The organism is Klebsiella sp. K5-45 (genome assembly GCF_030128605.1).
GTDB classification, from domain to species: domain Bacteria; phylum Pseudomonadota; class Gammaproteobacteria; order Enterobacterales; family Enterobacteriaceae; genus Klebsiella; species Klebsiella quasipneumoniae.
In genome coordinates this window covers 179,282-203,456 of sequence record NZ_JAKUZW010000003.1, presented here as the reverse complement: position 1 = coordinate 203,456, position 24,175 = coordinate 179,282, and the positions used below count along the sequence as shown (strand labels likewise).

The 24,175-nt window shown below is 60.5% G+C and carries 23 protein-coding genes; 9 read left to right on the top strand and 14 right to left on the bottom strand.

Features of this window, described 5'->3' with window-relative positions; genetic code table 11:
- Nucleotides 1–40: 40 nt before the first annotated feature.
- The gene (locus MKS11_RS07665; RefSeq protein ID WP_032455679.1) at nt 41–1,309 is read left to right on the top strand and encodes a Zn-dependent hydrolase; all 1,269 of its coding nucleotides are present in this window, start codon (nt 41–43) and stop codon (nt 1,307–1,309) included.
- A 106-nt stretch (nt 1,310–1,415) separates the two neighbouring features.
- Here MKS11_RS07665 and MKS11_RS07660 read toward each other — a convergent pair whose 3' ends face one another.
- Nucleotides 1,416–2,324 carry a DMT family transporter gene (locus tag MKS11_RS07660; RefSeq protein WP_049116889.1) on the bottom strand — a complete coding sequence of 303 codons (909 nt, stop codon included), beginning with the start codon at nt 2,322–2,324 and terminating at the stop codon, nt 1,416–1,418.
- A gap of 124 nt (nt 2,325–2,448) precedes the next feature.
- Here MKS11_RS07660 and MKS11_RS07655 point away from each other — a divergent pair, with 124 nt between their 5' ends.
- Nucleotides 2,449–3,783 carry a PLP-dependent aminotransferase family protein gene (locus tag MKS11_RS07655; protein ID WP_049116888.1) on the top strand — a complete coding sequence of 445 codons (1,335 nt, stop codon included), beginning with the start codon at nt 2,449–2,451 and terminating at the stop codon, nt 3,781–3,783.
- On the opposite strand, the gene MKS11_RS07650 is transcribed toward MKS11_RS07655, so the two are convergent.
- Nucleotides 3,780–5,243 (bottom strand): PLP-dependent aminotransferase family protein, encoded by a 1,464-nt coding sequence (locus MKS11_RS07650; RefSeq protein ID WP_048323295.1) that lies wholly within the window; start codon nt 5,241–5,243, stop codon nt 3,780–3,782. The genes MKS11_RS07655 and MKS11_RS07650 overlap by 4 nt on opposite strands.
- Nucleotides 5,244–5,483: 240 nt before the next feature.
- On the opposite strand from MKS11_RS07650, the gene MKS11_RS07645 reads away from it, so the two are divergent.
- The 4 genes from MKS11_RS07645 to MKS11_RS07630 are packed head-to-tail and all read left to right on the top strand — an operon-like array spanning nt 5,484 to nt 8,458.
- Nucleotides 5,484–6,335, top strand: a complete 852-nt coding sequence (locus MKS11_RS07645; protein ID WP_284109467.1) for a transporter substrate-binding domain-containing protein — start codon at nt 5,484–5,486, stop codon at nt 6,333–6,335.
- Nucleotides 6,336–6,382: 47 nt separating this feature from the next.
- Nucleotides 6,383–7,024 (top strand): amino acid ABC transporter permease, encoded by a 642-nt coding sequence (locus MKS11_RS07640; protein WP_002893187.1) that lies wholly within the window; start codon nt 6,383–6,385, stop codon nt 7,022–7,024.
- 14 nt (nt 7,025–7,038) lie between these two features.
- Entirely contained in the window at nt 7,039–7,704 is a 666-nt protein-coding gene (locus tag MKS11_RS07635; RefSeq protein WP_004885631.1) for an amino acid ABC transporter permease, read from the top strand.
- Nucleotides 7,697–8,458, top strand: a complete 762-nt coding sequence (locus MKS11_RS07630; protein WP_004885633.1) for an amino acid ABC transporter ATP-binding protein — start codon at nt 7,697–7,699, stop codon at nt 8,456–8,458. The genes MKS11_RS07635 and MKS11_RS07630 overlap by 8 nt, the downstream gene beginning before the upstream one ends.
- 53 nt (nt 8,459–8,511) lie before the next feature.
- Here MKS11_RS07630 and MKS11_RS07625 read toward each other — a convergent pair whose 3' ends face one another.
- Entirely contained in the window at nt 8,512–9,276 is a 765-nt protein-coding gene (locus MKS11_RS07625) for an SDR family NAD(P)-dependent oxidoreductase (RefSeq protein ID WP_004885636.1), read from the bottom strand.
- A gap of 180 nt (nt 9,277–9,456) precedes the next feature.
- Here MKS11_RS07625 and MKS11_RS07620 point away from each other — a divergent pair, with 180 nt between their 5' ends.
- Nucleotides 9,457–10,794, top strand: coding sequence for an aspartate aminotransferase family protein (locus MKS11_RS07620; protein ID WP_053810671.1), 1,338 nt, complete (start codon nt 9,457–9,459; stop codon nt 10,792–10,794).
- Nucleotides 10,795–11,345: 551 nt separating this feature from the next.
- Here MKS11_RS07620 and MKS11_RS07615 read toward each other — a convergent pair.
- The 5 genes from MKS11_RS07615 to MKS11_RS07595 form a co-directional block, all read right to left on the bottom strand.
- Nucleotides 11,346–12,050, bottom strand: coding sequence for an ABC transporter ATP-binding protein (locus tag MKS11_RS07615; protein ID WP_049004470.1), 705 nt, complete (start codon nt 12,048–12,050; stop codon nt 11,346–11,348).
- Nucleotides 12,037–12,873 (bottom strand): ABC transporter ATP-binding protein, encoded by an 837-nt coding sequence (locus tag MKS11_RS07610; protein WP_049004471.1) that lies wholly within the window; start codon nt 12,871–12,873, stop codon nt 12,037–12,039. Before MKS11_RS07610 ends, MKS11_RS07615 begins: the two co-directional genes overlap by 14 nt.
- Nucleotides 12,866–13,699 (bottom strand): ABC transporter permease, encoded by an 834-nt coding sequence (locus MKS11_RS07605; protein ID WP_087771305.1) that lies wholly within the window; start codon nt 13,697–13,699, stop codon nt 12,866–12,868. The genes MKS11_RS07610 and MKS11_RS07605 overlap by 8 nt, the downstream gene beginning before the upstream one ends.
- Nucleotides 13,699–14,721, bottom strand: a complete 1,023-nt coding sequence (locus MKS11_RS07600; protein WP_087771306.1) for an ABC transporter permease — start codon at nt 14,719–14,721, stop codon at nt 13,699–13,701. Before MKS11_RS07600 ends, MKS11_RS07605 begins: the two co-directional genes overlap by 1 nt.
- 120 nt (nt 14,722–14,841) lie before the next feature.
- Nucleotides 14,842–16,410: an ABC transporter substrate-binding protein gene (locus MKS11_RS07595; protein ID WP_087771307.1), complete on the bottom strand. Its 1,569-nt coding sequence runs from the start codon at nt 16,408–16,410 to the stop codon at nt 14,842–14,844.
- 205 nt (nt 16,411–16,615) lie between these two features.
- Here MKS11_RS07595 and MKS11_RS07590 point away from each other — a divergent pair, with 205 nt between their 5' ends.
- Nucleotides 16,616–17,311 carry a GNAT family N-acetyltransferase gene (locus tag MKS11_RS07590; protein ID WP_017899033.1) on the top strand — a complete coding sequence of 232 codons (696 nt, stop codon included), beginning with the start codon at nt 16,616–16,618 and terminating at the stop codon, nt 17,309–17,311.
- Nucleotides 17,312–17,364: 53 nt separating this feature from the next.
- Here the strand turns inward: MKS11_RS07590 and MKS11_RS07585 are convergent, their stop codons facing one another.
- From MKS11_RS07585 to MKS11_RS07575, 3 genes are all read right to left on the bottom strand, one after another.
- On the bottom strand, nt 17,365–17,583 hold the full coding sequence (locus MKS11_RS07585) for a YgdI/YgdR family lipoprotein (protein ID WP_004885657.1): 219 nt from the start codon (nt 17,581–17,583) through the stop codon (nt 17,365–17,367).
- A gap of 623 nt (nt 17,584–18,206) precedes the next feature.
- Nucleotides 18,207–19,007, bottom strand: coding sequence for a PhzF family phenazine biosynthesis protein (locus tag MKS11_RS07580; protein WP_004885659.1), 801 nt, complete (start codon nt 19,005–19,007; stop codon nt 18,207–18,209).
- Nucleotides 18,997–19,665, bottom strand: a complete 669-nt coding sequence (locus tag MKS11_RS07575; protein ID WP_087771308.1) for a transcriptional regulator — start codon at nt 19,663–19,665, stop codon at nt 18,997–18,999. Before MKS11_RS07575 ends, MKS11_RS07580 begins: the two co-directional genes overlap by 11 nt.
- Nucleotides 19,666–19,866: 201 nt before the next feature.
- On the opposite strand from MKS11_RS07575, the gene MKS11_RS07570 reads away from it, so the two are divergent.
- Nucleotides 19,867–20,223, top strand: a complete 357-nt coding sequence (locus tag MKS11_RS07570) for a hypothetical protein (protein ID WP_087771309.1) — start codon at nt 19,867–19,869, stop codon at nt 20,221–20,223.
- 81 nt (nt 20,224–20,304) lie between these two features.
- Here the strand turns inward: MKS11_RS07570 and betA are convergent, their stop codons facing one another.
- Genes betA through betI form a run of 3 tightly spaced genes read right to left on the bottom strand, consistent with a single transcriptional unit; the run spans nt 20,305 to nt 24,056 of the window.
- Nucleotides 20,305–21,969, bottom strand: a complete 1,665-nt coding sequence (betA, locus tag MKS11_RS07565; RefSeq protein ID WP_087771310.1) for a choline dehydrogenase — start codon at nt 21,967–21,969, stop codon at nt 20,305–20,307.
- A 13-nt stretch (nt 21,970–21,982) separates the two neighbouring features.
- Entirely contained in the window at nt 21,983–23,455 is a 1,473-nt protein-coding gene (gene betB, locus MKS11_RS07560) for a betaine-aldehyde dehydrogenase (protein WP_004885669.1), read from the bottom strand.
- A gap of 13 nt (nt 23,456–23,468) precedes the next feature.
- Nucleotides 23,469–24,056 (bottom strand): transcriptional regulator BetI, encoded by a 588-nt coding sequence (gene betI / locus MKS11_RS07555; protein WP_017899038.1) that lies wholly within the window; start codon nt 24,054–24,056, stop codon nt 23,469–23,471.
- Nucleotides 24,057–24,175: the final 119 nt, after the last annotated feature.

Sequence of the window (24,175 nt, the reverse complement as noted above, 5' to 3'; positions counted from 1 at the left end):
CCGGTTGCGCTGGCGGCGACCTTGATGTCAGGAGACCACCATGAGCTGTGATGTACTTTTTACCCCCGCCACCGACACCACCGGCTGGCGCATCAATGGCGACCGCCTGTGGGCGTCGTTAATGGATCTCGCGCAGATCGGCGCCACGCCGAAGGGCGGCTGCCGCCGTCTGACCCTCACCGACCTCGACCGTCAGGGGCGGGACCGGGTGATTGGCTGGGCGCGGGAGGCCGGGATGAGCGTCACCATCGATAAAATCGGCAATGTGTTTATGCGTCGGGAAGGGCGCAACCCCAGCCTGCCGCCCATCGTCTCCGGCAGCCATATCGACACCCAGCCCACCGGCGGCAAATTTGACGGCAACTACGGCGTGCTGGCGGCGCTGGAGGTGGTGCGCACGCTCAACGATCTGCAGATTGCCACCGAGGCGCCGATTGAGGTGGTGTTCTGGACCAACGAAGAGGGGTCGCGCTTTGTGCCGGTGATGATGGGCTCCGGGGTCTTTGCCGGGGTCTTCCCGCTGGAGGAGACCTGGGCCGTCACGGATAAAGAGGGCGTCAGCGTCGGCGAGGCGCTGGCGCAGATCGGCTATATCGGCGAGCAGACCCCGGGAGAGCATCCCGTAGGCGCCTATTTTGAGGCGCACATTGAGCAGGGGCCGATTCTCGAAGATGAAGCGAAAACCATCGGTATCGTGCAGGGCGTGCTGGGGATCCGCTGGTACGACTGCGTGGTGACCGGTCAGGCGTCGCATGCCGGGCCCACGCCGATGCGCCTGCGTCAGGATGCCCTGCAGGTGGCGACCCGCATTATGCAGGAGGTGGTAGCCATTGCCGGACGCAGCGAAGAGGGACGCGGCACCGTCGGCAGCGTGCAGGTGTGGCCCAACAGCCGCAACGTGGTGCCCGGAGAGGTCACCTTCTCCATTGATATGCGCAATCTCAGCGATGCGCTGGTGGATGAAATGGATCGCCAGCTGCGGGCGTTTATCGCGGAGGTTGAGCGGGAAAGCGGTCTGCAGGTGGCCCTGAAGCAGGTGAGCCACTATCCGGCGGCGCCCTTCGATGGCGAATGCCAGCAGGCCATTGCCGATGCCGCGCAGCGGCTGGGCTACCCGGCGCGGCCGATCGTCTCCGGCGCCGGGCATGACGCAGTGTATATGAGCTACCTGGCGCCGACCGGGATGATTTTTATCCCCTGCAAGGATGGGATCAGCCATAACGAAATGGAGTATGCCTCGCCGGAGCACGTCGCCGCCGGCGCCAACGTGCTGCTGCAGGTGATGCTCCAGTACGCGCGGCCGCTGTAGGCGGTCGCCCTCCCCGGCGGGGCGACCTGTTTCCAGCCGTTTGTCATGTGGTAGCCCGGGTCAGCGGTTACGCCGCCGAAACCCGGGACGGCGGATGTAGGGGCGGTCAATCACTGCTCCTGCTCTCTGCGCTAACCCGCCGGCGGCCACATTTGCGCGAGCCCATCACGCACAGCACCACGCCGAGGGTAACCGCCAGCATCAAGGGGCTGACGGTTTCGTGCAACAGCGCCGCCGACAGGCCAAGCCCGAAGAACGGCTGCAATAGCTGGAGCTGGCCGACGGCGGCGATCCCGCCCGCGGCCAGCCCTTTGTACCAGAAGATAAAACCGATCAGCATACTGAAGAGCGACACATAGCCGAGCGCGGTCCAGGAGGAGGCCGATATGGCATGCCAGGACGCAGGCTGAACCATCAGCGAGGCGGGGAGCATCAACGGCAGGGCAATCACCAGCGCCCAGCAGATCACCTGCCAGCCGCCGAGCTCCCGCGTCAGCTTCGCCCCTTCCGCATAGCCGAGGCCGCAGGCGATAACCGCCGCCAGCATCAGCAGATCGCCGCTGAGCGACGTCGCCGCGCTTTGCGTCAGGGCGAATCCCATCACCAGCAGACTGCCCAGCAGCGAAAAGATCCAGAAAGCGCGCTGCGGACGCTCGCCGCCGCGCAGCACGCCAAAAATAGCGGTCATCAGCGGCAGCAGACCAATAAACACAATCGAATGCGCCGAGGTGATGCGCTGCAGGGCCAGCGCCGTGAGCAGGGGAAAGCCGATCACCACCCCTGATGAGATGATGATCAGGGGGACAAGCTGCACCAGGCGCGGGCGTTTCTGGCGAAAGCCGACCAGCAGGGCGACGGCAAGCAGCCCGGCGATGGAGGCGCGCAGAAAGGTCAATAACAACGGATCCATATCCTGCACCGCCAGCCGCGTCGCGGGCAGGGAACCGCTAAAAATAATCACCCCCAGTAAACCATGAAACCATCCGGACCAGGGACCGGGCGCCGATTTATCCAATATTGAATCTACCACGTTAACCTCGCGTTATCTGATTGGGCTGCGCCCGCTTGAGCATCGTCAGTGGCGATGGTAATGTGGCCAATCTGATACAATCAAATTATTGTCATAGATACATTTCACGATGAAAGCTCGATACAAAGCCGTTGTCGACCGATACGCGCAGGCGATCCGCAGCGGGCAGCTGCCTGCCGGCAGCCGTCTGCCAACTCACCGTACCCTTGCCGCCGATGAACGCCTCTCGCTGGCCACCGCCACCCGCGTCTACCGTGAACTGGAAGAGATGGGGCTGGTTAGCGGCGAAACCGGCCGCGGCACCTTCGTGCGCGACCTCGCGCTGCCGCCGGGGCATGGGGTCGATCAGCAGGTGGTGGCCGCTGACGTCGTGGATCTTAACTTCAACTACCCTTCGCTGCCGGCGCAGGGCGATGCGCTGCGCGAGGCGCTCAGGCAGCTGGCGATGGCGGGCGATATTGATTCGCATCTGCGCTATCAGCCTCACGCCGGGCGGCTCGCCGAGCGGGACATTATCGCCCGCCATTTGACCTGCCGACACTTTGCGCCGGCCGCGGAAAATGTCCTGATCGTTAACGGCGCACAGCACGGGCTGGCGGTGACCGTTATGGGGCTGTTACGTCCGGGCGATGTGGTGGCGGTTGATGCTCTGACCTATTCGGGCTTCAAGGTTCTGGCGGCGCTCTATCATCTGGAGCTGGCGGCCATCCCCTGTGGGGCCGAGGGGCCGGACCTGCAGGCGCTTCATGCGCTGTGCCAGCAGCGGCGAGTGCGGGCGGTGTATACCATGCCGACGCTGCACAATCCGCTGGGCTGGGTGCTCAACGCCGGGCAGCGGCAGGCGCTGGCCGACCTCGCGCGCCAGCACGATCTGCTGATTATTGAAGATGCGGCTTACGCCCGGCTGGTGAGCCGCCCGCCGCCGCCGGTGGTCAGCTATGCGCCGGAAAGAACGGTGTATGTCACCGGATTTTCGAAAAATATCGCCACCGGGCTGCGCGTGGGGGTGGTGATTTCTCCGCCGCGCTATCGGCCGGAGATTGAGCGCGCCATCCGGGCCACGACGTGGAATACGCCGACGCTGATAAGTTCGCTGATTTGCGCCTGGATTGAAGATGGCACGGTGGCCCGCTTTGAAACACAGAAACGCCAGGATGCGCGACAGCGGCAGCAGGTGGCCCGCGAGGTGCTTTGCGGGCTTCCCGTTGTCAGTCATCCCGATTCGTACTTCGTCTGGCTGCCTCTGGGGGAAGAGAGCCGGGCCGATCGGCTGGCGAACGCGCTGATGGAACGGCGTATTTCGGTGTCGACCGCCGAGCCGTTCTGCGTCTCCGCCACGATTCCACAAGCGCTGCGCGTTGCGCTCGGATCGGTGCCTTTCGACAGTCTGCGCCCGGCGCTGCTCAGCGTGCGCGATGCCGTTGAGTACGAACAATTTCGCTAACCCATCTGCTCCAGCTGGCCGCGCAGGACCTCCACCCCCTGGGCGATGGCGTCGGGGTTAATGGCGTGGAAACCCATGCGAAAGTAGTTATCCGGCGGCGCGGCGCTGAGAAAATGGCGCGCCCCGGGCTCAATCAGCACGCCGGCGTGGGCGGCGCGCCAGGTGAGCTGCTGGGTGTTGATCTGCGCCGGGGTCTGCAGCCAGAAGGCGTTAGCGTGTTCGCTCCCCGCCAGCGCGCGGCACGACGGCAGATAGCGCTGCAGGGCGGCGTGCAGGCGCTCCCAGCGCTGGGCGGAGTCGTAGTGGTAGCGCCGCAGATGGGTTTCATAATGGCCCTGGGCGAGGAAATGGGCCATCTGGTACTGAATGTTGGTCGGCGGATGGCGATAGACCAACCGGCGCAGGGCGCGCGCCTCGTCGATCAGGTCCGGGTCGGCGACCATAAATCCCAGCCGCAGCCCCGGCGACAGCGCCTTTGACAGGCTGCTGACATACACCACCCGGCCGCTGCGGTCGCTGGCCTTCAGCGCCGGCAGCGGGTTGAGGGTAAAGTTACTTTCCGAGTCATAATCATCTTCAATGATCACCGCGTCATGGCGGGCGGCATGATCCAGCAGCTGGCGGCGGCGCGCGCTGCTCATTGCCACCCCGGTGGGCACCTGGTGGCCGGGGGTGACATAGTAGTAATCGCAGGGACGTTCGTTAAGCACGATCCCCTCTTCATCCACCGGGTGCGGCACCACCTCGGCGTCGGCGAGCAGAAAGGTGTTGATGGCTTCGCGAAAGCAGGGGTTTTCGACGCCAATGCGGGTGGTGGAGGAGAGCAGCAGCCGGGTCAGCAGGTAGAGGGCGTTTTGCGAGCCCAGGGTAATGAGAATTTCGTCCGGGGCGGCGACAATGCCGCGCTTGGGCAGCACCCGGGTGCGGATCTGCTCGATGAGCATCGGCACATCCTGGTCAATATGGTCGATGACCCACGCCGGGTCGCGCACCCCGCCGTGCAGCCAGTTCGCCGCCGAGCGCCAGGTGGCCAGCGGGAACTGCCGGGTATCGGGCTGGCCGTAGATAAACGGGTAGCGGTAGTGCATCCAGCCCGCCGGTTTGAGGATCGACTCCTGCTGGCTGGGGGTCATCTGCAGCCGGTCGCCCCAGCGTGGTGCAGCCGCTTCGCGCTGCGGTGCACTCTCGACCGCGGGCGGCGAAGCATCGTGATAGTCGGGGTGCAGGTAGTAACCACTTCGCGGGCGGCTAATCAGGTAGCCCTCGTTGACCAGGCTTTCGAACACCAGGGCGGTGGTGTTGCGCGAGACGCGCAGCTGGCTGGCCAGCTGGCGGCAGGAGGGGAGCGGGGTGTCGGCGGCGAAGATCCCGCTGAGAATGGCATTCACCAGCGTCTCTCGCACCTGTTCCTGCAAACCGCGGCCAGGCTCAAAATCAACGTGTAACAGGTGACGGATCATACGGGGCTCCTCTGGCAATAACGCATCGCGACCACCCGCTAAGCTCAGCAAATTCCATACCACCCTTCCGCCATCTGACACAGCGATGCGGCCCATCTGGCTCTATACGGAATTGCAAAACGCTCCCACATTAAAAACGCATTCAGCCGCCGTGGACCGGAACCTCCCGGCCTCTATTTTGCATAAACCTTTTCGCGTTCTGGAATGAACCCGTCTGGCCAATCCATCAGGGGTGAAATAATGAAAAAATCATTGGCATCAATATGTCTGAGCGCTGTATTAACGGTTGCTTTTTCTTATCACGCCGTCGCGGCCGATCTGCCGAAAATAGAAAAATCCGGCACCCTGAAAGTGGCGACGGAAGATGATTATGCGCCGTTTAACTTTATGAATAATGGCCAGGCCGATGGCTTTAACAAAGATATGCTTGAGGAGTTACGTAAATACGCCAAATTTCATGTCGACCAGAGTATATTACCGTGGACCGGATTATTAGCGGCTGTCTCCACCGGACAATACGATATGGCCTTAACCGGGGCGGTTATTACCGATGAGCGGCTGAAAGTCTTTGATTTCACCCCACCATGGGCCTCCGCGCAGCACTATTTCGTCAAACGCGCTGGCGATACCTCGCTAAATACCATTGCCGATCTCAGCGGCAAAAAAGTGGGCGTGCAGGCAGGCAGCGCGCTGCTGGCGCGTTTGCCGGAGCTGAAGGCGATGCTGGAGAAGACCGGCGGCAAGCTGGGACCGGTGGTGGAGTACCCCTCCTATCCGGAAGCCTACGCCGACCTGGCGAATAAGCGGCTGGATTACGTGATTAACGTGGTTATCTCGGTAAACGACCTGGCGAAAGCCAAACCGAAGGTCTTCGCCAAAGGGCTGGCCGTCTCCGGACCGGGCTATATGGCGTGGCCGATCCCGAAAAACTCGCCGCAGCTGCTGGCCTATATGACCAAGTTTATGAACCACATGAAGGAGACCGGCAAGCTCGCCGAGCTGCAGAAAAAATGGTTCGGCGAAACCTATGACAACCTGCCCACCGAGGCGATCACCAGCCCGGAACAATTTCATAAGCTTGCCGGTCTGTAATATTTCGCGGCGGGTGACCGCCGCCTGTTGCTGAGAAGGAGGGCCTCATGGATGCAATTTCCTGGCAGTTATTAATCGAAGGCGCATGGACGACCCTCTGGATTTCGGCCATCGCTATCGCCTTCGGGGTGGTGGCGGGGCTGCTGATCGCCCTGGTGCGGATGCTGCGTCTGCCGGTTATCGACCAGCTGCTGGTGGTCTATATCAGCCTGGCCCGCGCGACGCCGCTGGTGACGCTGGTGCTGTTTCTGTTTCTTTCGCTGCCCACGATGGGCATTAACCTCGACAAGAACGTGGCTGCCATCGTGGCGCTGACGCTTAACACGTCGGCGTTTAACGCTGAGATCTGGCGCAACGCCTTCCGCACCTTTCCGCGCGAACAGCGGGAGGCGGCGGAGTCGGTGGGAATGCGCCGCTGGACCTACTTCCGCTACATCATGCTGCCGCAGATGTGGATCGAAAGCCTGCCGGCGCTGGTCAATGAGATGTCGTTTTTGATCAAAGGTAGCCCGGCGATCGCCGTGATTGGCGTGGTGGATCTTACCCGGGTGACCAACCGTATCTCCTCGGTCACCTACGAGCCGCTGTCGCCGATCCTTGCCGCCGGCCTGCTGTATGTGGCGATCATCGGCTGTTTATTGAAACTGCAGGGGATCGCGGAACGGAAAGCCAGGCGCCTGGCGCGCTAGCAACGGGAGGTATTATGAATCAGTGGGGCGTTATCTGGTCGGTACGCGATAGCTTTATTGCCGGGTTATTCGCGACCCTCGAACTGTTTATTACCGCCGCCCTGGCGGCCCTTATTATCGGTATTGCGCTGTGCTATTTGAGTGAATATCAAAAGAAAGTCCTTAACCGGGTTATCATTGGCTTTGTCAGCCTGATGCGCGCGATCCCTTTTTTGATCCTCGCCTATCTGCTGTATTACGGACTGCCGCAGCTCGGTATTAGCATGGAGCCGTGGACCGCCGGTTTATTGGCCCTGATTATTTATCATGGCGCCTACTTCTTTGAAATATTGCGCAGCCAGCGGCGGGTATTTTCCGGCGGGTATATTGAAGCGGCGATTGCTCAGGGCTTTTCTCGCTATGCCATTTTTCGGCGGATTATTTTACCCAATATCGTCTCTTCCGCCTTACCGCTGATCGGCAATCAGCTGATTATCTGCCTGAAGGACACCGCTTTCCTGAGCATTATTACCGTTCAGGAGATCACCGCCGCCGCCAACAGCGTCCAGGCGACCTACTTTATTCCGTTTAACGCCTTTATCGTCGCCATTGGGCTTTACTGGGCGATCAGCATTCTGCTGGAGCTGCTGATTAAGCGCCTGACCGCCTGGGGAGCCAAACGAGGAATGAGCCATGCCTGAGTCTATTGCCGTAAGCGTCAAAAACGTCTCCAAGCAGTTCGATAATGTGGAAGTCCTGCGGGATATTAACCTGACGGTGGAGAAGGGGACCGTGGTGAGTATTCTCGGCTCGTCCGGGTCGGGAAAATCCACCCTGCTGCGCTGTATGAACTGGCTGGAACAGCCGGACCGCGGTGAAATTCATATCGGCGGTCAGCGGCTGGGGATTGATGAACAGCGCGGCCGGGCGATGTCGCACCGCCAGCTGGCCAAAATCCGCGAGCGGGTGGGGATGGTGTTTCAGAGTTTTAACCTGTGGCCGCATCTGACCGTGCAGCAGAACGTCAGTGAGGCGCTGCTGCGCGTTAAGGGCATGAAGCGGGACGAGGCTAAGGCCATGGCTATGCGGCAGCTGGAGAAAGTCGGCATGGCGCACAAAGCCGATGTCTACCCGATCACCCTCTCCGGCGGGCAGAAGCAGCGGGTGGCGATCGCCCGTTCGCTGGCGATGTCGCCAGAAGTCATCCTCTTCGATGAACCGACCTCGGCGCTGGATCCGGAGCTGGTGAACGAGGTGTTAGGAGTGATGAAAGCCCTTGCCGCCGAGGGCTACACCATGGTGGTGGTGACCCACGAGATGGATTTTGCCCGCCAGGTGTCCAATGAGGTGGTGTTTCTGGAGAAGGGGCTGCTGATTGAGAAGGCGCCGCCGGAGAAGTTCTTCACCCAACCTGACTCCGAACGCGTCAGGCAGTTTCTGCAAAGCAGCCGCTAGACCGGCCTGTCCCCCCTGCCGGCAGCGCCGGCAGGGGAAGCGTCGGGCTTCGCTTAATCCCGATCGATGGCGAACGGCTGCCACGCCTGACGCACCGGCATCACCTCTACCCGGTTAATGTTCATATGCGCCGGCAGCGTGGCGATATAAAACATCTGCTCGGCGATATCGCGCGCGCTCAGCGGCGTGGTGCCGCGATAGAGCTTATCCGATGCCGCCTGGTCGCCCTTAGTGCGCACCAGGGTAAATTCGGTCTCGGCAATCCCCGGCGCCAGATCGGTGACTCGCACGCCGGTGCCAAGCAGATCGCAGCGCAGGTTATAGCTGAACTGTTTCACGAAGGCCTTGCTGGCGCCATAGACATGGCTGCCGGGATAGGGCCACTGTCCGGCGATCGAGCCGATATTGATAATGCTCGCTCCGGCGCCATGGCGAATCAGCGTCGGCAGCAGGGCGTGGGTGACCGTCACCAGACCGGTGACATTGGTGTCGATCATCGTTTTCCAGTCCTCCAGCGCCACCTCCTGCGCCGGCAGCGGCGACAGCGCCAGCCCGGCGTTGTTGATCAGGGTGGTGACATCGGCGAAATCGGCGGGCAGCGACGCCACGGCGGCAGCCACTGCCTCGCTGTCACGAACGTCAAGCTCAATAATATGCACCGGCACCTTAGCGGCGAGGCTGTCCTGTAAGGCCTTCAGTCGCGGATAGCGGCGCCCGCTCAACACCAGCGACCAGCCCGCGTCGGCAAACACCTGCGCTGCCGCTTCGCCAAAACCCGAGGTCGCCCCGGTGATAAACACTACGTTGCTCGTTGCCATCTCATTCTCCTGTGCGGTTGTCCCTTCACTATAAAAACGCCGGACGGCAAGGCACAGGGCCAGACGACGGGCGGGGATGTGACACCGTGTCACATCGTTTTGCGCGCACTGGCTCTATCCGATTTGCGCGGCCGCGGCCAATGATGAAGCCAACCACTACGACATGAGAGAGGGCAGGGTATGAAGCTGGCAATTCACAACGAGGTCGCGGTAAGCAATGACGAAGTTCGGCAATTGGATCGCGCCTATGTGTTTCATTCATGGTCGATGCAGGGCAATCTCAACCCGCTGGTCATCGCCGGGGCGCAAGGCTGCGAGCTGTGGGATTATGAGGGGAATACCTGGCTCGACTTCAGCAGCCAGCTGGTGAACGTCAACATTGGCTATCAACATCCCCGGGTGCTGGCGGCCATGAAAGCTCAGCTGGAGACCCTGGTCACCATCGCGCCCGCCACCGCCAACCTTGCCCGCGGCGAAGCGGCGAAGCGCATCGTCGACCTGGCGCCGGCGGGCTTCAGCAAGGTGTTCTTCACCAACGCCGGGGCGGATGCCAATGAGAACGCGATTCGCATGGCGCGGCTCTATACCGGGCGCGACAAGGTGCTCTCGGCCTATCGTTCCTACCATGGCAACACCGGCAGCGCGATCGCCGCCACCGGCGACTGGCGCCGGGTGCCGAATGAGTTCTCCCGCGGCCATGTACACTTCTTCAACCCCTACCTTTACCGCAGCGAGTTCAACGCCGCGACCGAGGAAGAGGAGTGCCAGCGCGCGCTGGCGCATCTGCGGCGGATCATTGAATGCGAGGGGCCGACGGCCATCGCGGCGATCCTGCTGGAGTCCATCCCCGGCACCGCCGGGATCCTCGTGCCGCCGGCAGGCTATATGCAGGGCGTGCGCGCTCTGGCCGACGAGTTTGGCATCGTGCTGATCCTCGATGAGGTGATGGCCGGCTTTGGCCGCACCGGCAGCTGGTTCGCCTTCGAACAGGATGGCGTGGTGCCGGATCTGGTGACCTTTGCCAAGGGGGTTAACGCCGGCTACGTGCCGGCGGGCGGGGTGCTGATTAGCGAGCCGATTGCTCGCTACTTTGACGACCACTTCTTTGCAGGGGGGCTGACCTACTCCGGCCATCCGCTGGCGATGGCGGCGATTGTCGCCACCATCGACGCGATGAAAGAGGAGAAGGTGGTTGAGAACGCGGCCTATATCGGCAATGAGGTGCTGCGACCCGGCCTCGAGGCGCTGGCGGAGAAGCACGCCATTATCGGCGAGGTGCGCGGTCGCGGCCTGTTCCAGGCGCTGGAGCTGGTAAGCAGCCGTAAACAAAAAACGCCGTTGACCGCCGCCGACATGGCCGCGATCAAAGGGGCCCTGACCGAGGCCGGGCTGCTGGTCTTTGTGGTGGAGAACCGCATTCACGTGGTGCCGCCGTGCACCATTACTGCTGAGCAGGTGGCGCAGGGGCTGGCGATTTTTGATGCGGTATTCGCCCGCTTTGCCAGCCTGGCGAAGTAGGGGAGGGGGCCGGATACTGTTGCCCGGCGTCGCTGCGTTTGCACGGGCCTACGGGGTATGAGCCTGTGTGTGGATCCCGTAGGCCGGGTAAGGCGCAGCCGCCACCCGGCGAAATAACGTCACAACTGAATATTTCCCTGTTCGCGCTGCGTCTGGCAGGGCTACAGCTTCTGTGTTAATTCCGGGCAGATTGCGCTCCCAATATTTCTTCTGCGTTATGTCATTCATGGCGCAGGGAGCGCACAGGGGGCGGCCAGTCGCCGCCGCCCCCTGTACCCCCGGGCTCCGGCCAGCAAAATCGCCGCTGCGCGGTACCTTCGACTTTTCCCTGCAGGCTTCGGGTCGGGCCGAGGCAGCGTCCCTGCAAAACACGGCCCTCAGCCCGCATCCACGCGGGCTGCCCCGGCCTTCCGGGAACGTCTCAGCGATTTTGAGGCCGCCAGCACCGGCAGTTTCAGCAAGGCTGGTGAATAAATTAACGGCAGGTCGCACGAATCGTAGGTCGGGTAAGCGAAGCGCCACCCGACAAAACAACGGCGCATCCGCTGCCTTCACCTCATTCGGTGTTCCCCGTTGACCAGCGCGTCGCGATCGAAAAAGCGCTGGATCACGCCCTCCGCCATAAACGCCGCCCGATCGGACATATGGGCGATGACGTCGGCATCATGGCTGACCAGCAGATAGGTCATGCCGTGCTCCTGTTTCAGGCGGTTTAGCAGATTGAGGATTTCCGCCTGTACCGACATATCCAGTGCCGAGGTCGGCTCATCCAGCAGCAGGATCTGCGGGCGCAGCAGCAGGGCGCGGGCAATGGCCACGCGCTGCCGTTGACCGCCGGAGAGCTGATGCGGATAGCGGCGCGCGGCGTCGGCGGCCAGACCCACTTGCTCAAGGGCGGTGGTCACCCGCGGGGCAACGTCGCGGATGCCGTGGATCTGCAGCGGCTCCGCCAGGGTGCGCCACAGGGTATGGTTGGGATGCAGCGAAGCATACGGATCCTGAAATACCATCTGCACGTTGCGCCGCAGCTCGCCCTGAAAGCGGGCGCCCGGCGTAATGGCCTGGCCGAGCAGATCCACGCTGCCGCGCCATTCGCGCTGTAATCCGGCGAGCACGCGCAAAATCGTCGATTTACCGCAGCCCGAGGCGCCGATCAGGCTGAAGGTTTCCCCGGCGTCGACACGGAAACTGGCGGCGGAGACCGCCGTCTTCGCGCCGAATGTTACCTGTAAATCCTGAAGATTAACGATCGCCATGGGCCGTCTCCGTAAAGTCCTGAGTTCTGTCGAGGGTCGGCAGCATCTGGCCGTAAGTATGCGCATTCGGCCGGCAGGTCCACAGGGTGCGGGTATAAGGGTGCGTCGCCGTCGGTAGCGCCCGCGCTGGCATCTCGTCGACCTGTCTCCCCTGGTACATCACCAGCACGCGATCGCAATGCGCGGCCACTAACGGCAGATCGTGGCTGATCAGTAACATGGCCATCTGCCGCTGCGCGCACTGCTCCACCAGCAGCTCGAGGATCTGGTTGCGCAGGCGGGCGTCAAGGGCCGAGGTCGGCTCGTCGGCTATCAGCACCTTCGGGTTATTGAGCAGCGCGAGGGCGATCATTACCCGCTGCCCCATCCCGCCGGAGAGTTCGCCGGGATAGCGGCTGAGGACCGGGAGCTCCAGACCGACGGCGGCGATAGCGTCTTTGACCGCCTCGGCGCGCCCGCGGCGGCTGAGACGCTGATGCAGGGTTAACGCCTCTTCCAGCTGCGTCTGAATGGACTGCACCGGATTCAGCGCATAGCGCGGGTCCTGCAGCACCATAGCGATATCGTTGCCGCGCAGCTCGCGCCAGCCGCGGGCGCTAAGGGTCAGCACATCACGCCCCAGCACCTCCAGCCGTTCGGCGCTCACTATCCCGGGCTTGCGCACCAGGCCCATCAGCGCCCGGGCGGTCATGGATTTGCCGGAGCCGGATTCGCCCACCAGCGCCAGCCGCTCGTTGCCGAGGGTGAAGCTGACGTTGTCCACCACCCGGGCGGTGGGGTAGTCGACAGCGAGTCCCTGCACGGTCAGTCGGATGTCAGTCATGTTGCGGCTCCAGAATATCGCGCAGGCCATCGCCCAGCAGGTTAAACGCCAGGCTGGCGAGCAGGATCGCCGCGCCGGGGATGGCAGCGATCCACCACTGGTCGAAAATCACCTGCATCCCGTCGGCAATCATCGCTCCCCACTCCGCCATCGGCGGGCGAGCTCCAAGGCCGAGAAAGCCGAGCCCGGCGGCGGCGAGAATAATACCCGCCAGATCGAGCGCCAGCCGGACAATTGCCGACGGCAGACATAGCGGCAGAATATGGCCGACCAGCAGCCGCCCGCCGCGGATGCCCAGCATCTCCGCCGCGGCGAGATAGTCGCTATGACGCAGGCGCTGAATTTCGCTGCGCGCCTGACGGGCGTAGGCCGGCCAGGTAGTCAGGGCTAACGCCAGCGCGCCGTTGACCAGCCCCGGGCCGAGCATCGCCACGAACGCGAAGGCGAGGATCAACCGCGGCATCGACATCACCACGTCGGTAAACCGCATCAGTATTCGCTCCAGCCACCCGCCATAGTAGCCGGAGAGGATACCCACCAGCAGCCCGACGGGCAGGGTAATGGCGGTTACCAGCGCCACCAGACCCAGCGCCGGACGTGCGCCGTAGAGCAGGCGCGACAGCAGGTCACGGCCGTAGATGTCGGTGCCGAGCCAGTGCCCCGCGCCAGGTCCCTGCAGACGGGCGGCGGCATCCTGCCAGTTGGGATCGTGCGGCGCCAGCCACGGGGCGAACAGCGCGGTCAGCACCAGCAGGATCACCAGGGCCAGGCCGCTGAAGGCGGCGGGTGATCGGCGCAGACGGCGTAAAAACAGATAAGTCGGCATCAGCGCACCCTCGGGTCGGTTAACCGCACCAGCAGGTCGGTCAGGTTATTGATCAGCACAAAACTCACGCCAATCAGCAGCGTGCCGCCCATGATCGCCGTGGTATCCCCGGCGAACAGCGCGGTGGTGAGATAGCGGCCGATCCCCGGCCACGAGAAGACGGTTTCGGTGAGCACCGCCCCTTCGAGCATCGAGGTCCAGGCGAGGGCGGTCACCGTCAGCAGAGTGCCGCGGATATTGGGCAGGACGTGGCGCAGCAGAATTGTCATCTCACCAGCCCCTTTGGCCCGCGCCAGCAGAATGTACTCTTTGTTCATCTCGCTCAGGCAGGCGGAGCGGGTCAGGCGGGTGATGCTGGCCAGCGAGTAATAGGCCAGCACCAGCACCGGCAGCAGCAGATGGCCGATGGCATTTTTAAACGCCGCCATATCGCCGGAGAGCCAGGTGTCGATCAGCGCAAAACCGCTGCGCGGCTCGACGGTGTACTGATAAATATCGTCGAGGCGACCCGGGCCCGGCGCCCACTGTAGCCGGGCGTAAAACAGGGCCAGCATCAGCAGGCCGAGCCAGAAAATGGGCACCGAGTTGCCCAACAGGGTAAAGGTGCGCACCGCCACATCCCACGGCGAACCGGCGTAACGGGCGCACAGCACCCCGGCGACGATGCCCAGTACCGCGCCGACGATCAGCGCCAGGGTCGCCAGCTCAAGGGTTGCCGGAAAGACCGCCAGCAGGTCGTGAAGCACCGGCTGGCCGGTGGCGCTGGCGATGCCAAGATCGCCATGGGACAGGTTGACCAGGTAGTGCCAGAACTGGACCGGCAGCGGTTGGTCAAGACCCAACTGATGGCGAACCTGGTCGTAAGTCGACTGACTGGCATGGTCGCCGACGATCTGCAGCACGCGGTCGACCGGCGACAGCGCGGAGAGCGCGAAGGTGACCAGCAGCAGCCCGAACAGCGTCAGCAGCAAGGTAAACAGCCCCTGCAGCAGGCGGGTAAGATGAGTGGAAAACGATGGCATGGAAAATGGAAATTCCTGGTATATCAACATGGTTCCCGGCGGCGCGACGCCCACCGGACCCGGGTGGCGAAACGGTCATCCGGGCAGGGCGAGGCCGCCATGCCCGGTGACATAACCCGCTTACTTGGTGACGTTATCGTACCAGACCATATCGGCGTTCAGCCCCTGCTGATAGCCCTTCACGTTGTCGCGCACCACGATCTGGGTTTTCCCCTGGTCAATAAAGACGTATGGCGAATGCTGCAGCAGGGTTTCCTGCATCGTTTTGTACAGGTCGAGGCGTTTCGCCGGGTCCGGCTCCGCCACCGCGGCGAGGGTGGCTTTATTCAGCTCAGGGATCTGCCAGCCGTTGAGCCCGGCCACGGTGCTGGATTTACCATCGTTCCATGCAAAGGCGCTGGCGTTGGAATGGGCATCAAAGTAGTCCGGGATCCACAGGCGGATCGCCGCCTGATGCTGCTTCGCGCGCACCCGGGCATAGACCTGGCTGCCGGCGGCGGGTAGCAGATCCACCTTCACCCCACCCTGGGCAAAGCTGGCCTGCAGCGACTGGGCGATGGTGATAAACGGCGGTTTGTTCTCCACGTCGAGGGTGAAGTGGGCATCCTTAATGCCCGCTTTATCTAGGATAGCCTTAGCTTTTTGCGGGTTGAAGGTGAAAGGATTGGTCTCCAGCGCCCCCGGCAGTCCGGCCGGCAGGAAGCTTTGATGAATAAAGTACTGTCCTTTCAGCAGATTCTTGGTGATGCCTTCATAATCGACCAGCCAGCGCGCCGCCTCCCAGAAGGCCGGATTATTCAGCAGCGGGTTGGCGCTGTTGGCGGTATTAAACACCAGGTAGTTTTGCTCGGCGGACGGGATGCTCAGCACCTTCACGCCGGGTTTATCCTGCAGGGCGGCTATCTGGTCAGCGCCGAGGTCGCGGGCCACGTCGGCATCCCCCTGCTGAATCAGCAGGCGGCGGGAAGCCGGGTCGGGGACGTTTTTAATAATAATGCTCTTGATCTTCGGCGCGCCGGTGGGGGAGCTGGCGTTGGCCTCCAGCACAATGGCCTGATGCGGCTGGTAGATGCGCATTTTATAGGCCCCGCTGCCCGCCGAGTGCATCTTCAGCCAGTCGTTGCCGAAGTCGTTATTTTTCGCGTTCGGCGCCACCTGTTTTTCATCAACGATGGAGGCGATGGGGGTGGAGAGAATATTCAGCGCCACCGCCGGGCTTACGTCGGCGGTCCAGTGCAGCGTCAGGGTATGATCGTCAACTTTTTTCAGCTGGCTGGCGATGTTGTCCGGCTGCCAGCCGAGCACGTTGAGAATAAACGCTGGCGATTTATTCAGCGTCACCGCGCGGGTGTATGAGAAAATCACATCTTCCGGGCGCAGCGGATTACCGGAGGCGAATTTGGCATCCGGCTTCAGTTTAATGGTCAGGGTTTTCGCCGCCGGATCGGCCTGCCAGCTTTCGGCGAGAATCGGTACGATTTTTTCAGGGTTGTTGCGGTCCGGCTGCACCAGACGCTGGTAGAGGCTGGGGACCGTCTGAATGCTGGAGAGTTCGTTTGCTTCCGCCGGGTCGAGGCTGACGATATCGTCGAGACCCTGGGCGACCACCAGCGTGTTGGGCGGCGTGGCGGCATGCGCGGCGGTGGAGAGCGCCGTCAGTACCAGTAAAGGCAACAGTTTTTTGGTCATGTGCAATCCCTGAAAAATGGTTATTTTAATTTTTTATGCCTCGCTACGTTAGGCCGCTTGCCAAAAGGCGTAAAGTCAAAATAAGGATATTCTTATGCTAAAAACGCATAATCAAGAACGACAGGTTATTGCCGGTCGCGCAGAAGCGCCTTTCTCCGCTGCGGGCTTCTTGCTATAACGCATTGTCTATTGCGAGGAGGTGGGTGTGCCGGAAATCAATGAGTTTGGCCAGCAGGTGAACGACCTTGTCCCAGGCTGGCAGGGGGCGCGAGTCCTGCGACGGACGGCGTTAAATGGCCGTTTTTGTCGACTGGAGCCGCTGGACGTTGACCGTCATGCGGCGGATCTGTTTGCCGCCTATGCGCTCGGTGACAACAGCGACTGGACGTGGCTGGCGTCTACGCGGCCGGAGAGCGTGGCGGCGACCGCCCACTGGATCGCGGGCAAGGTGAATGATGATGCCCTGGTGCCGTATGCGGTGATTGACCTCCATAGCGAGCAGGCGGTGGGCATCGTCAGCTATATGGCGATCGAACGGGAAATGGGCACGGTTGAGATCGGCCATGTCACCTGGTCGCGACGGATGAAAAACACCCCGCTGGGTACCGAAGCGGTCTGGCTGCTGCTGAAGAACGGCTTTGACCATGGCTATCGTCGGCTGGAGTGGAAATGCGATTCGATGAATGTCGCCTCGCGCCGCGCCGCCGAACGGCTGGGCTTTAGCTGGGAAGGACGTCTGCGGCAGAGGCTGGTGCGTAAAGGGCGGACGCGCGACAGCGATATGCTGTCCATCATCGACGGCGAGTGGCCTGCGCGCGATGCGGCGCTGCGGGCGTGGCTGGCGGCGGAAAACTTTACTGCCGACGGGCAGCAGATCAAACGCCTGGAGGCGTTTCGCTAACTCTGCAAAGTGAATGGGCAGAGCGCATCACGCCAGCTCTGCCCATACAAAGGCTATTTCTCGATCATCTGAATAATTTGATCCCGGTTAATGGCATGTTCATTTCCCGCGATATCCTCATAGGTGATTAACCCAGTATCGTCATCGACCTCCGGTTTTCCGTGGGTGATAATCATCTCACCATTTTTTTTCTCTAATACATAATCGCTGGAACACCCCGCAACGGTGAACGTTAATAATGCCAAACCGAATACTGCAACGAACTTTTTCATTGTGCTACCTGTTGTAAAAAAGCCACGGTGGGCCGCAGAATATGACAGACTAACCAGTTATCGAAAGTGGGTCATAATTAACACCGAATAAAGTATTAACATGGCGACTAACGTAATAACCACTATACGACGTTCAAGGGGCGTGGCCTTTTTCTTAGATTCATCATCTGGTTTTGTTAACATAATATTCTCTCTGTTAGCCCTGTCAGTGCTCCCGATTCCGACACCGGCAGAGGTGAGTTCTCGGCAATATTGTCGGGATGAACGACTTGCTAGTTGTTATTTAATACCCAGAGTTAAAGTAACGATTCCAGTGATAACCATTCAAAGACCCGTTCAGGCATTTTTGGCTAACACAACATTAAAAATCTCATTTTTATGGCTGAAGCTGGCTATGCCTGCCGCAGACTCTGTTGCGCAGGCAGCACGCTTATTATCTTTTTGCACGTAACGGATAAAAATAGCTGTTATTATCAATGCTCCGGGGCTGGAAACGGCAAACCCCGGATGACGTTATTAAATGATTCTCACCAAAATATTAAAGAGGCCTATTTAAGATGATGAGAATCACAATTCGCCATTAAGCTAATATAATTTTGCAAATAAGCTATAGATTCGTCGGTTTACAAAATAAAGGTACCTTCAATAACCAGACAGGCTTCGCCTGAGAGTTCAACACGTCCGTTATCTTTGATGTGGCAGAAGAGTTCTCCCTTACGGTTGCCACCTTGCTGGGCATGAAGCGTTTTTTTCGCCAGTTTCTCACTCCACAGCGGCGCCAGAAAAGTATGTGCCGAACCGGTGACCGGATCTTCGTTGACTCCCACCTGCGGACCGAACCAGCGAGAACGAAAATCGAAGGTCCGTGATGCGGCGGTGACCACCACGCCACGGGTGTTGAAGGCATTCAAGGCGTTAAAGTCGGGTTTAAGCGCGTCCAACAGCGCTTCGTCATCAATGACGACAATAATATCGGAGGCTTGCCAGGTTTCACCTGCGTCTTCAGCCAGTCCCAGCGCCTTGAACAATCCTTGCGGCGCGGCGATGGGTGACGGAACAACCAGCGGAAAATCCAGGGTATATTTTCCGTCATGTAACGTGACGTCCAGCGCGCCGCTGCGGGTGAAAAAACGCACCCGATCGCGCGCTTGTTGATTGAGCAGCACGCTGGCCGCAGCCAGCGTGGCATGACCGCAGAGATCGACCTCGACGGCTGGGGTAAACCATCGCAATCCGAAACCGTCAGGCTGCCTGACAACAAAAGCCGTTTCCGACAGGTTGTTTTCCGTCGCAATGCGCTGCAGCACGCTATCTTCAGGCCACGCCTCCAGCAAACAAACCGCGGCGGGATTGCCGGTAAAGGGGCCTTTTGAGAAAGCATCGACCTGATAAAAGCGAATGCGCTGCTGTGAATTATTTTTCATTCATCACCTCAAGGTCATTATAAACCGTATATCGTGTTACCCCCAGGGCCTGAGCCGCCTGCTGCACGCCCCCGCGCATTTTAAAAATACCTTTCGTATGCATTTCAGCGACAATTTTCAAACGCTGCGCTTTTTGTATTTTTTTACCCGGTACTGAATATTTATCAATGATTTCCTGGATTGACTGATCGATCAATCCGCCTAAATTAAGATCGACCGCCTCTGCGGCCTCCTCCGGCGATGGCAGCAGCGCGTCAAGGCTCTTGCGTATTTGCTCAAAAGGCGAGGGGTCGACATTAATACAGAAGGCGATAAGCGGATATCCCTCTTCGCTGTAATAAATTGTCGATGCGCTATTGAGCGTTTTCCCTGAAGCGGTGACGGTTTTATAATCGCTTATGGTTCTCGGCTTGTTGTTATTCGTCTTCTGCAGAAGCAGCGCAAAACCGGTATCTTTTTCCGGGCCGGCTAATAAATGATCGCCATTACCCCTGCCGCTAACATGACCGTTAATAATTTTGATAATGGAATGTTCAGGGGTAGTGAGATTATGCAACACCACCTCCTGATTTGCTGATAACGTTCCCGCCATGGCGTCCATGGCTGCTTCGAGCGGCCCGGCGATCTGTGCAACCTGCTGTGTGTACTCTGATGTCATGGATGATCCTCTGCTGGAATCGTGGTCAGGAAGCGACCCCGGAACGCTATTTTACCATGGGAGATACGCTGACAGGATTAAGTTATACGCACAATGTTTAATTATCAACAAAAAGTTGAATTTTTAGCGCTGGCAGCGTAAATTCCGCTGCGCAAAGCGTCAGCGCTCATGTCGGGTGCGTCTTTATGTTATGGAAATATAATGAGAATTTTTGGCTTGATAGTCATTGCCGTTCTGCTGGTGGCCTGCGGAGTCATTCACCCCTTCGGCGACAAAACCATCTATCAGACTTATTCGGTATCCGATCGGCTGGGGCTGCACTGGCGCTATGACTGCATACGCAGCGCCCTGAAGCCGCAAGGCTATGAGGTTGAGCGCATCATCCCCGAGCAGAATGCGCCAAACTTCTTTGATATTTCGCAGCACGGCACACGAGTCGCCCAGATCGATATGTATCAGGTGGCTGGGGCGAGGACGATAAGTATCACCCTGATATCCGGTGCAAAACAGGTGAATGCTGCTATCGATAGCATTATTCAGCCGTGCCTTGATCGCTAAGGGATGCTGGAAAGGTGAGGGATGCTGGAAAGGTGAGGAGTGTCCTTTCCGCACGGGAAAGGACAAGCGTGGCCTAAACGGTTAGCGGCGAACCGGCGCGTCGCCAGCGACATAATACGCCGCGGTGCTGCGCGGCAGCGGCTGGTGGCCGCGAATAGCGTCAGCCATCTTCTCGCCGATCATAATGGTGGTGGCGTTCAGGTTGCCGGTGATGATCTGCGGCATAATCGACGCATCGATCACCCGCACGCCTTCCAGACCGTGGACCCGGCCTTCGCCGTCGACCACCGCCATCTCGTCGTAACCCATCTTACAGGTCCCGCATGGGTGGAATGCGGTCTCGGCGTGGTTGCGCACAAACTCATCCAGCTCGGCATCGCTCTGGCAGTCAATACCCGGGCTGATTTCGCGGCCGCGATACTTATCCAGCGCCGGCTGGTTCATGATCTCCCGGGTAATGCGAATGGCGTCGCGGAACTCCTGCCAGTCCTGCTCATGGGACATATAGTTAAACAGGATCGCCGGGTGGGCGTGCGGGTCGCGCGACTTCAGGCGCACGTGGCCGCGGCTGGGAGAACGCATCGAACCGACGTGGCACTGGAAGCCATGCTCTTTCACCGCGTTGGAGCCATTGTAGTTAATCGCCACCGGCAGGAAGTGGTACTGAATGTTCGGCCAGGCGAACTCGGCGCGGCTGCGGATAAAACCGCCCGCTTCGAACTGGTTACTGGCGCCGATCCCGGTGCCGCCGAACAGCCACTCGGCGCCGATCTTCGGCTGGTTCCACCACTGCAGCGCCGGGTAGAGCGACACCGGCTCTTTGCATTCATATTGTAGATACATCTCCAGATGGTCCTGCAGGTTCTCACCCACGCCGGGCAGATCGTGCACCACCGGGATATCGAACTGCCTGAGCAGCTCGGGATTGCCGACGCCGGAGCGCTGCAGGATCTGCGGCGAGGCAATCGCCCCGGCGCACAGCAGTACCTCTTTGTTGGCCGTCGCTTTTGACGGGATAGTGCTTTCCCCCTCCAGCCACTCGACGCCCACCGCGCGCTTGCCGGCAAAAATAATATGATCGGTCAGCGCATGGGTGCGGATGGTCAGGTTGGGGCGACCGCGCGCCTGGTCGAGATAGCCGCGGGCGGTGCTGGCGCGACGGCCCTGCGGCGTCACGGTACGGTCCATCGGACCAAAGCCTTCCTGTTGGTAACCGTTAAGATCGTCGGTGCGCGGATAACCCGCCTGCACCCCGGCTTCAACCATCGCCTCGAAGAGCGGATTATTGCCCGGCTTCGGCGTGGTGACGCTCACCGGGCCATCGCCACCGTGGTAGTCGTTGGGCCCGATATCACGGGTTTCCGCTTTCCGGTAGTAGGGCAGGCAGTCGAGATAGCTCCAGTGTTCCAGCCCTGGCGCGGCGGCCCAGTTATCGAGGTCCAGGGCGTTGCCGCGTATGTAGCACATGCCGTTGATCAGCGACGAGCCGCCGAGCCCTTTGCCGCGTCCGCACTCCATGCGGCGATTGTTCATGTACGGCTCAGGTTCGGTCTCGTAGGCCCAGTTGTAGCGCTTGCCCTGCAGCGGATAAGCCAGCGCGGCGGGCATCTGGGTGCGGAAATCGAACCGGTAGTCCGGGCCGCCGGCTTCCAGCAGCAGGACGGTGGTGTTTGGATCTTCAGTCAGTCGTGTCGCCAGAACGTTGCCGGCGGAGCCGGCGCCAATAATGATGTAGTCAAATTGCAAAAAAACCTCCCGGTTAAAATATGGACTGGAATTTACCCATCTCAACCTGGATGGACTTCACCTGGGTGTAACTCTGCAGGGTCATCACGCCGTTCTCGCGGCCAATGCCGGAGTGCTTATAGCCGCCGACCGGCATCTCCGCCGGGGATTCCCCCCAGGTGTTGATCCAGCAGATACCCGCTTCGAGCTGATGAATGGCGCTGTGGGCGCGGTTCAGGTCGGCCGTGACGATACCCGCCGCCAGACCGTAGTCGGTATCGTTGGCGCGGCGGATCGCTTCTTCATCGGTGTCATAGGTGAGGATGGACATCACCGGGCCGAAGATCTCCTCGCGCACGATGGTCATCTCATCGCTGCAGTCGGTAAACACGGTCGGGGCCACCCACGCGCCGTTGTCAAAGCCTTCGCCCTTCAGCACGTCGCCGCCGCACAGCAGGTTCGCGCCTTCTGCTTTGCCTTTGGCGATGTAGCGCAGCACATTGTCACGGTGCGGGAAGCTGACCAGCGGGCCAAAGTTGGTGCGTTCATCGAACAGATCGCCCGCACGGATGCGGCCCACGCGCTCAACGATTTTCTGCTCAAACGCCGCCTTAACCTTCGCGGGGACGAACACCCGGGTGCCGTTGGTGCACACCTGTCCGGAGCTGAAGAAGTTGGCCATCATGGCGATGTCGGCGGCGAGATCGAGATCCGCATCGTCGAAAATAATCAGCGGCGATTTGCCGCCCAGCTCCATCGTCACCTCTTTCAGGGACGAGCCCGCCGCGTTGGCCATCACCTTTTTGCCGCTGGCGACGCCGCCGGTAAAGGAGACCTTAGCGATACCCGGATGCTCGGTCAGGTACTGGCCGGTCTCCGCGCCCACACCCGGCAGGACGTTAAACACGCCGTCCGGCAGACCCGCTTCGGTATAGATTTCGGCAAGTTTCAGGGCGGTGAGCGGGGTCACTTCGCTCGGCTTGAAGATCATCGCATTGCCGGCGGCCAGCGCCGGGGCGGATTTCCACAGAGCGATCTGGATCGGGTAGTTCCATGCGCCAATCCCGGCCACCACACCCAGCGGTTCGCGGCGGGTGTAGACGAACGACGTCTCGCGCAGGGGGATCTGACTGCCTTCCAGCGCCGGGATCAGCCCCGCGTAATACTCCAGCACGTCCGCGCCGGTGACGATATCCACGGTTGAGGTTTCGGAATACGCTTTACCGGTGTCGAGGGTTTCCAGCTTTGCCAGCTCGTCGTTCCGTTCGCGCAGGATATCGACGGCGCGACGCAGGATGCGCGAGCGTTCCATGGCGGTCATCGCCGCCCAGATTTTTTGCCCACGCCGCGCGCTCTCGACGGCGCGGTCGACATCCTCGCGTCCGGCAGCCTGTACGCTTGCCAGGACTTCACCGTTGGCCGGGTTAATGGTCTCGAAGGTGCGACCGCTGGTGGCGGATGTATAACCACCATGGATATAAAGCTGCTGTTCTGCCATTCGGGACATAAATTCTCCTCGGTTATTCGGTCGGTAAATGCTGGCTGATGAAGTGGCTGGTCAGCGACTGCGCCAGCGTCTTATCCAGCGGTTTGCCGCTCAGGGCGGCGCGCAGCCACAGGCCGTCTATCAGCGCCGCCAGCCCGTAGCCGGCCTCCTGGGCCTGCTGGCGCGGCAGCTCGCGGCGGAACTCGTACACCAGGTTCGACAGCAGGCGGCGGCTGCTCACCTGCTGCAGGCGGTAGAGCATCGGCTGGTGCATGCTGCTGGCCCAGAAGGCCAGCCAGGCCTTCATCGCCGCGCTGCTGATCTGCGTCTCATCAAAGTTGCCGCCGACTATCGCCTGCAGGCGCTCTCCGGCGCTGCCGTCCGGCAGAGCGTGCAGACGGTTGAGCACCGCGTCGCGTAGCTGGCTGGTGATGTCGCGCATGGTCGCCTCCAGCAGACCATTTTTGTCTTTGAAATAGTGACTGATGATCCCCGTCGACACGCCCGCCCGCCGGGCGATCTGCGCGATGGTCGCGTCGTGCATTCCGACTTCATTTATTGCGTCCAGCGTGGCGTCGATCAGTTGCCTGCGCCGGATTGGCTGCATCCCCAGTTTGGGCATTTTTGCCACTCCATTCATCAGCGTTGGTTAACTATTAAAGCGGTTTTTGATTGGACGTTCAATATAAAATGTGTCTTAATTGTTACGTGATTGAATTTTAATAGTTACAAAAACAGTGG